The sequence below is a fragment of the Cupriavidus sp. HMR-1 genome (assembly GCF_000319775.1).
Taxonomy (GTDB): Bacteria; Pseudomonadota; Gammaproteobacteria; order Burkholderiales; family Burkholderiaceae; genus Cupriavidus; species Cupriavidus metallidurans.
This window is the reverse complement of record NZ_ANKP01000241.1, coordinates 22,731-29,928: the sequence shown is the minus strand read 5'-3', so window position 1 is coordinate 29,928 and position 7,198 is coordinate 22,731. Positions and strand designations below refer to the sequence as shown.

Sequence of the window (7,198 nt, the reverse complement as noted above, 5' to 3'; positions counted from 1 at the left end):
GCACGCGCCATGCGCCGCTGGCCGGCGCGCCGTCGGCGCCATCGCCCAACTCGCGGGCCACGGCCATCCCCTGCCAGTCGATCACCTTGAGCACGTAGTCGGTGGAATGCATCGGCAGCAAGTTCTGCGTCAGCACGTAGTCATAAACCTTGCGCAGCGCCTTCAGCGATGCCACCTTGGTGCCCGAGTAACTGTGGTAGTAAATGTTCACCGCCTTGAAGCGGTACGGCTTCTCCGTCATCTCGAACGTTTCGATCACGCGCTCGAAGCCGTAGTACGGCCCATGCCACAGGTTCGTATAGACGTTCTCGTTCTGGTTGGTCGCGAACACCTGGAACGTGTGATCCGCCTTGTGGATGCCCAGCGGGGCGATGGCAGTCCAGGTCGGATTGCTGCGCGTGATCAGCGTGTCGCCGCCATTCATGTTCAGCACGCCAGCGGCTTCGGTCAGCTTGAGCGCCTCGGGCGGGGCCTGGCAATCGCCGGGCCACAGCACCAGCTTCACTGGCTTGTTCGGCGACAGCACCTTGTTGATGTAATCGATCGAGCCGCCGATTTCGCGGTTCAGGTCCATCTTGTAGCCCGGAATTGCCAGGTGATAGGTGTCATCGCCCTCGATGATCCTGGCATTGCTCTCCTGTCCCGGCACGGTCCGGCCCCATTCGAACGGATGCGAATAGGTATGGCTGGCCACCTCGACATACGGCTGCGCGAAGATCTTGCGGGCAATCGGCTCCAGTTCTGGTGCCAGCTTCGGATACATGCCGCTCTTGCCGACCTCGCCTTCAATCACGGACATCGTCATCGGCAGGCGGTACCGGTCGAAGATCTCACGGAACAGCACCTCGCCCGAATAACCGCCACCGGGAATCTCCGCCTTCGAGGCAAAACCGTCGCCATCGATATGGATGGTCAGCAGCCGGCGGCCGCTTTCGGTGGTGGAATCCGGCACCGGCATCAACGGCAGGCGCAATGCCTCGCGCAGGAAGTCGATCGGCTGCACGATCCAGCGGTCCTGCCCCTTGGGCGTGTTCTGCCGCACGGCGTAGGGGCCCATCACATAGCCGCCCCAGGCCGTGATCGCTGCGGCGTCATACGTCAGCGTGCCCGAGCGCAAGCGCAGCAGCGTGCGTGTGTTCGCCGCGCCATCGCGTATCTGCACCGGCACCGCATCGGTACGGTCCGGGGCCACCTGCTGCTCGAAGCCCATCATCTTGTCCTGCGACACGATCTGGACGTCGCCCGAGGTGCGGCCCTTGACTACCTTCAGGTCCAGCATCCGTGCCAGCGCCCCGTCGGGCTGCGCGCCAAACCCGTTCATGAAGACCACGGGGATGCCCTGGCGGATCTGTTTCTCCGCCCAGGCGTAGAAGCGGCCCGGATTCTGGCGGATATTGCCGTTGGTCCAGACCACCACGCCGGCATAGCGGTCGGGGGTGATCTCCGGCAACGTGTCGCGCGTTTCGGCGAAATCGACGCGATAGCCCAGATAGTTGAGCGGCATCGACAGGAAACGCACGCCGACGCTGTCGTCGATGGAAACATCGAGCTCGTTTTCCTGCACCACCAGCACGCGGCGCGGCATGACCTCGAACGGCCCGACGCCAACGGTCTGCAGCCCGGAATCGGTGACATAAGGGGTGATGCCCAGAGCGCCGATGCGACGCGCGGTGTCGCGTCGGCATTGGGCGTCGGTGGGCGGACAGTAGTCGATCGAGATCACGGGCAGGCCGTACTGCTCGCGGACAATGCGCGCCTGGTTAAGCAACCAGTCACGGTCCTGCTGACTGACTTCGGTGTACGTGCCCTGCGCCTGGTTCCAGCCGCGGAACAGCGATTCAAACACCACGCCGTAAGCCAGCGAATGCACCTGCGGCAGAATCTCGAAGCCACGGTTGAACAGCAGCTTCGCGTCTGGATAGCGTGCCTTGATTGCCTGGAGCACACGCACCATGCCGGCTTCCTGACGCGCGCGGTCGGCGTCGGTCTTGGCCACGAGATGGTAAGAATCGAGCGTGTCGAGGAAGAAACCGCGATAGCCGCGTTCCCACAGCGGCGTGATTACCTTGTCGACATAGAAGGCGGGCCAGCCGTCGGCGGCCTGATCAACGACTCTGGCGTTCCATGCGTCATTGCTGCCGGAAAGCCAGGCCTTGGGGATGTCCTTGAAGTACGCGCGGCTCGGCAGAACTTCACCGACGCTGACATATGCGAACCAGGCGGTGTTCGGCGTTTTGGCGCTACGCGGATCGAAGCCGCTATCGGGCTCCACGACGGCCACGTCGAAGGCCTGCAGCATGTCCACGGGCGGACGGGCGCCATAGTGAAATGCCACGCTCGGCGCAACGCGCGCTGGCGCCAGCGACTGCGCCAGCGCCGCGGTCGACGGCGTCAGTGTGCCAAGCACAAGCCCGACACCGGCTGCCACAATGGCAATCACGGCCATTACTACACGCCACGCACCGGAACGCGAGCGGCCTGTCAGCCCGTCCCTCTCCTCGAAAAGTCCCCGAATCCATCGTTGTAATTGCTTCACTGGCTTAAAGTCCGCTGCTGTTATGACGGTTGCCGATGGCGGCGCGCAGGCCCTGCTCGCATACATGGCCCGCATTTCGGACGATGCCCAAGCCTGCATTATGCCTTACGCATCACTTCTATATAGGATTTTTCCTATTTTGCGAGCAGGTGGATCCTAGGCCATCCGTTTGAAACAGATTGTCAAAAATTGTGCCCGACAAGCCATGTCATGCGTACGACATTTGGCACGACTCAACCTGCGTGGCCCTTGACCACGCGGGAATCGGTAAGCAGATGTTACACCGGGTGGTAAAAATGCAGATGTCTGCCGCCACTACGCTCGCCTTGACCACAAGTTTCTCAGTTCGTGCATACGGGATAACCATACCTCTCAGGATTTTCATTCCGGCATCTGGCCCATTTGAGGTATTGCGGCGTGATTGTCCGCATGGCAACTGCGGGGAACTGTGTGATATCTCACACTCCTCCTTACGAATATGTACCGACTGCCGGTACCGCCACGCCCGCAATGCCTGACATAACATCGTAGAAGGCACCCTGATGTCAGACAAATCCGGAATGGATGTAGAAGAATTTAATATCTGCTGTTTGTATGCCGAAACACCATTAGGGGCATGGTCCGATTGACAGCCAGAAAAAAACCGTCAAAATGGCTGCTCGCATGTGCGCCGGCCTGAAGCGTTTTGCTCCGGTTCGTTGTGAGCGACATGCTTGGTCGGGCAATTACGCCCATTTGAAATTCGAGGTTGGATAGACATATGGAAACCGGTACCGTTAAGTGGTTCAACGACGCCAAGGGCTTCGGCTTCATCACGCCGGACGCAGGCGGCAATGACCTGTTCGCACACTTCTCGGCGATTGAAGGCAATGGCTTCAAGTCGCTGAAGGAAGGTCAGAAGGTTCGCTACGTGAAGGCTATGGGCCAGAAGGGCGAACAGGCCACGAAGATCCAGGCTATCTAACTGGATCACCGGGCAGTTTATCTTGCCTGGGAAGCCCCGCTCCGGCGGGGCTTTCTGCTTTCTGGGCTTTCCACAGGGCAGATAATGTATTGCATTGATGACGTTCGGTCATCGCGGTGTTTCTTGCGCGTGGCAATTCACTTGGCCGCACTAATGGCCATGACGATATGCGCGGCGCAAATGGCACTTGGACAGACGACACGCAACTTCGGCAACGACCCGTTCCTGCGAATCTCGCAGGCGATCACCAATTGCCCCGAACCGGCGGGCCCGCGCATTACCGAGGCGGATTGGAAACGCGAGGCGCACCACCGCATCGAGGAAGGTAACCACTGCTATATGGAAGGCCGTTGCAGGCTGGCCAACGCTTACCAGTACGACCAGGAAATTGCCGAGGCCCTGCGGCGGCGGCTCGATACGCTGCGGCACACGATGCCCGCCTGGCAGCAAAGCTCGCTCTGGATCATGGTGCGGGGCCGCTGGTTGACCGTGCAGGGCTGCGTGGCCACGGATTTCGACCGGAAGGGATTCCTGGGGGCGCTGCGCGAAGTGCCCGACGTAGAACGGGTCATCGACCAGACCACCACCACCCCGGCACGCGGCGTACCATACCCGCGTTATGGTGATAACGTCACAAATCCCCCGGCGCGATGAAGTTGCTATAATCGCCCGACTTCGAATCCCCCCAAATTCTGCCGTTCCCGGGGCGCCACCCGTTGGCTGCCCCGCTGGAAGGTATTTGACAATGCGTGCCGAGGAAACCCGTGGCCGGTACTGAAATCGCAACGCCAGGCGGGCCGATCGCCGGACCCGCCGTGTCATCCGGAAGCTCGTTCCACGCGGCCATGCGCATCCTGCCCGCTTCGCAGCGGCAGGCCATGTTCGAGATCTACGCGTTTTGCCGCGCCGTGGACGACATCGCCGATGGCGACACCCAGCACGCCGACCGGCTCGCCGCGCTGGAACAGTGGCGCGCAGACATCGCCGCCTGCTATGCAGGCCAGGCGCCTGCGGCGCTGCGCCCGCTCGACGAGCAGATCAAGGCGTTCAATCTCCAGCAGCAGGACTTCTCCGACGTCATCGACGGCATGATCATGGACGTCGTTGCCACGATCGTCGCGCCGGATGCCGCCACGCTGGACACCTACTGCGACCGCGTGGCCAGCGCCGTCGGCCGCCTGGCCGTGCGCGTGTTCGGCCTGGACGAAGCACCCGGCATTGCGCTGGCGCATCACCTTGGCCGCGCGCTGCAGTTGACCAACATCCTGCGTGACCTCGACGAGGACGCCGAGATCGGCCGTCTGTACCTGCCGGCCGAGGCCCTGGCCGCCGCCGGCATTCCCGTCGGCAAGCCATACGACGTCATCCATCATCCCGCGATCGCCGAAGTCTGCAACGGCATCGCGCGCGATGCTCAGGCTCACTACGATGCCTCCGCCGCGATCATGGCGCGCTGCCCGGCGCGCGTGGTGCGTTCGCCGCGCATCATGTCCGATGTCTATCACGGCATCCTGACTCGCCTGCTGGCCCGTGGCTGGCAACCGCCGCGCGCACGCGTGCGCGTGCCCAAGGCAAAGCTGGTCTGGATTCTGCTCCGACATGCCATCGCATGATTTGCCCGCCTTGTATTTAGCCAAGGCACGCGGCCATTGCCGCGTGCCCAGAACAGAGAAGTGCCCCCGATTTAGATGAACCAGGCCGCAACAATTACCCGCCCCCAGGATGAAACGCTGACCACCAGCGCCCGTCGCCCTGCCCAGCCGGCCCTGCCCGATCCGCTCGATGCCGGCATCGCACATGCCGTCGAATCCCTGCTGGCGCAACAGCAGTCCGATGGCCACTGGGTCTACGAACTCGAAGCCGACGCCACGATTCCGGCCGAGTACATCCTGATGGTCCACTACCTCGGCGAGACGCCGGATCTGGTACTGGAAGGCAAGATCGCCAACTACCTGCGCCGCATCCAGAACGCCGATGGCGGCTGGCCACTGTTCCACGCCGGCGCCTCGGACGTCAGTGCCAGCGTGAAGGGCTACTTCGCGCTGAAGATGGCCGGCGACAACCCGGAAGCCGAGCACATGCGCCGCGCGCGCGCCGCGATCCACGCGATGGGCGGCGCCGAGGCCAGCAACGTCTTCACGCGCACGCTGCTCGCGCTGTACGGCGTGATGCCGTGGCAGGCGGTGCCGATGATGCCGGTGGAAATCATGCTGCTGCCCGAGTGGTTTCCGTTCCATCTGTCGAAGGTGTCGTACTGGGCCCGCACGGTCATCGTGCCGCTGCTGGTGCTCAACAGCCTGCGTCCGCAGGCGCGCAATCCGCGCAAGATCGGCATCGACGAATTGTTCGTGCGCCCGTGCCAGGCCACCCGCCTGCCGCGCCGCGCGCCGCACCAGAGCCCGCTATGGGTCGGCGTGTTCCGCACGCTCGACGCCGTGGTGCGCATGGCCGAGCCGCTGTTCCCGCGTGGCCTGCGCCAGCGGGCCATCGAGCGCGCGCGTGAATTCACGGTCGAACGTCTGAACGGCGAAGACGGCCTCGGCGCGATCTTCCCGGCGATGGTCAACTCGGTGCTGATGTTCGACGTGCTCGGCGTGCCCGAGAACGACCCGAACCGGGCCATCGCGCGCCGCTCGATCGACAAGCTGCTCGTGGTCAAGGATGACGAGGCTTATTGCCAGCCATGCCTGTCGCCGGTCTGGGATACGTCGCTGGCCGCCCATGCCTTGCTGGAAGTCGGCGAGCCGCGCACGATCGCGGCGGCCGCACGCGGGCTCGACTGGCTTGTGCCGCTGCAGGAACTCGAACTGCGCGGCGACTGGACGGTGCGCCGTCCCAACGTCCGCCCGGGAGGCTGGGCCTTCCAGTACGCCAATCCTCACTACCCCGACGTGGACGACACCGCCGTGGTGGCTGCCGCGATGGACCGCGTGGACAAGGGCGACCGCTCCAACCGTTATGACGAAGCCGTATCCCGCGCCTGCGAGTGGATCGTCGGCATGCAAAGCAGCAACGGTGGCTGGGGCGCGTTCGAACCCGAGAACACGCACCTCTACCTGAACAACATCCCGTTCGCCGATCACGGCGCACTGCTCGATCCGCCCACGGCCGACGTATCCGCGCGTTGTCTGGCGATGCTGTGCCAGCTCGGCCAGATGCCGGCCAACAGCGAGCCGGCCGCGCGCGCGCTGCGCTACCTGCTCGACGAACAAGAGGCCGACGGAAGCTGGTTTGGCCGCTGGGGCACCAACTATATCTATGGCACGTGGAGCGCGCTGTGCGGGCTGAACGCCGCCGGCATCGGCACGGACGCGCCCGAGATGAAGCGCGCGGCCCAATGGCTGCTGTCGATCCAGAACGAGGATGGCGGCTGGGGCGAGTCGGGCGACAGCTACAAGCTCGAGTATCGTGGCTATGAAAAGGCCCCGAGCACGGCATCGCAAACGGCCTGGGCCATGCTCGGCCTGATGGCCGCCGGCGCGGGCGACCACCCCGCCCTGGTGCGCGGCGTCGAGTACCTGCTGCGCACGCAGGCCAGCCATGGTTTCTGGGACGAGCCGTACTTCACGGCGGTGGGTTTCCCTCGCGTGTTCTATCTGCGCTACCACGGCTATTCGCGCTTCTTCCCGCTCTGGGCACTGGCGCGCTTCCGCAACCTGCTGCGCGATGGCAATCGCGCCATCACCTGGGGGCTCTGA

At 63.6% G+C, this 7,198-nt stretch carries 5 protein-coding genes; 4 read left to right on the top strand and 1 reads right to left on the bottom strand.

All coding sequences use genetic code 11. From position 1 onward, the window contains the following. On the bottom strand, positions 1-2,446 hold a 2,446-nt coding region (locus tag D769_RS25515), incomplete at its 3' end, for a bifunctional glycoside hydrolase 114/ polysaccharide deacetylase family protein (RefSeq protein WP_008650923.1). An 850-nt stretch (positions 2,447-3,296) separates the two neighbouring features. Between D769_RS25515 and D769_RS25510 the strand changes: the two genes are divergently transcribed. The 4 genes from D769_RS25510 to shc all read left to right on the top strand — a co-directional run bounded on the left by D769_RS25510 (position 3,297) and on the right by shc (position 7,198). Next, on the top strand, positions 3,297-3,500 hold the full coding sequence (locus D769_RS25510; protein ID WP_008650922.1) for a cold-shock protein: 204 nt from the start codon (positions 3,297-3,299) through the stop codon (positions 3,498-3,500). A gap of 180 nt (positions 3,501-3,680) precedes the next feature. Further along, positions 3,681-4,154 carry a BON domain-containing protein gene (locus D769_RS25505; RefSeq protein ID WP_234707027.1) on the top strand — a complete coding sequence of 158 codons (474 nt, stop codon included), beginning with the start codon at positions 3,681-3,683 and terminating at the stop codon, positions 4,152-4,154. A 110-nt stretch (positions 4,155-4,264) separates the two neighbouring features. Next, the gene (gene hpnD / locus D769_RS25500) at positions 4,265-5,113 is read left to right on the top strand and encodes a presqualene diphosphate synthase HpnD (RefSeq protein ID WP_008650919.1); all 849 of its coding nucleotides are present in this window, start codon (positions 4,265-4,267) and stop codon (positions 5,111-5,113) included. 75 nt (positions 5,114-5,188) lie between these two features. After that, a complete protein-coding gene (shc, locus tag D769_RS25495; RefSeq protein ID WP_008650918.1) occupies positions 5,189-7,198 on the top strand; it encodes a squalene--hopene cyclase in 2,010 nt (669 codons plus the stop codon).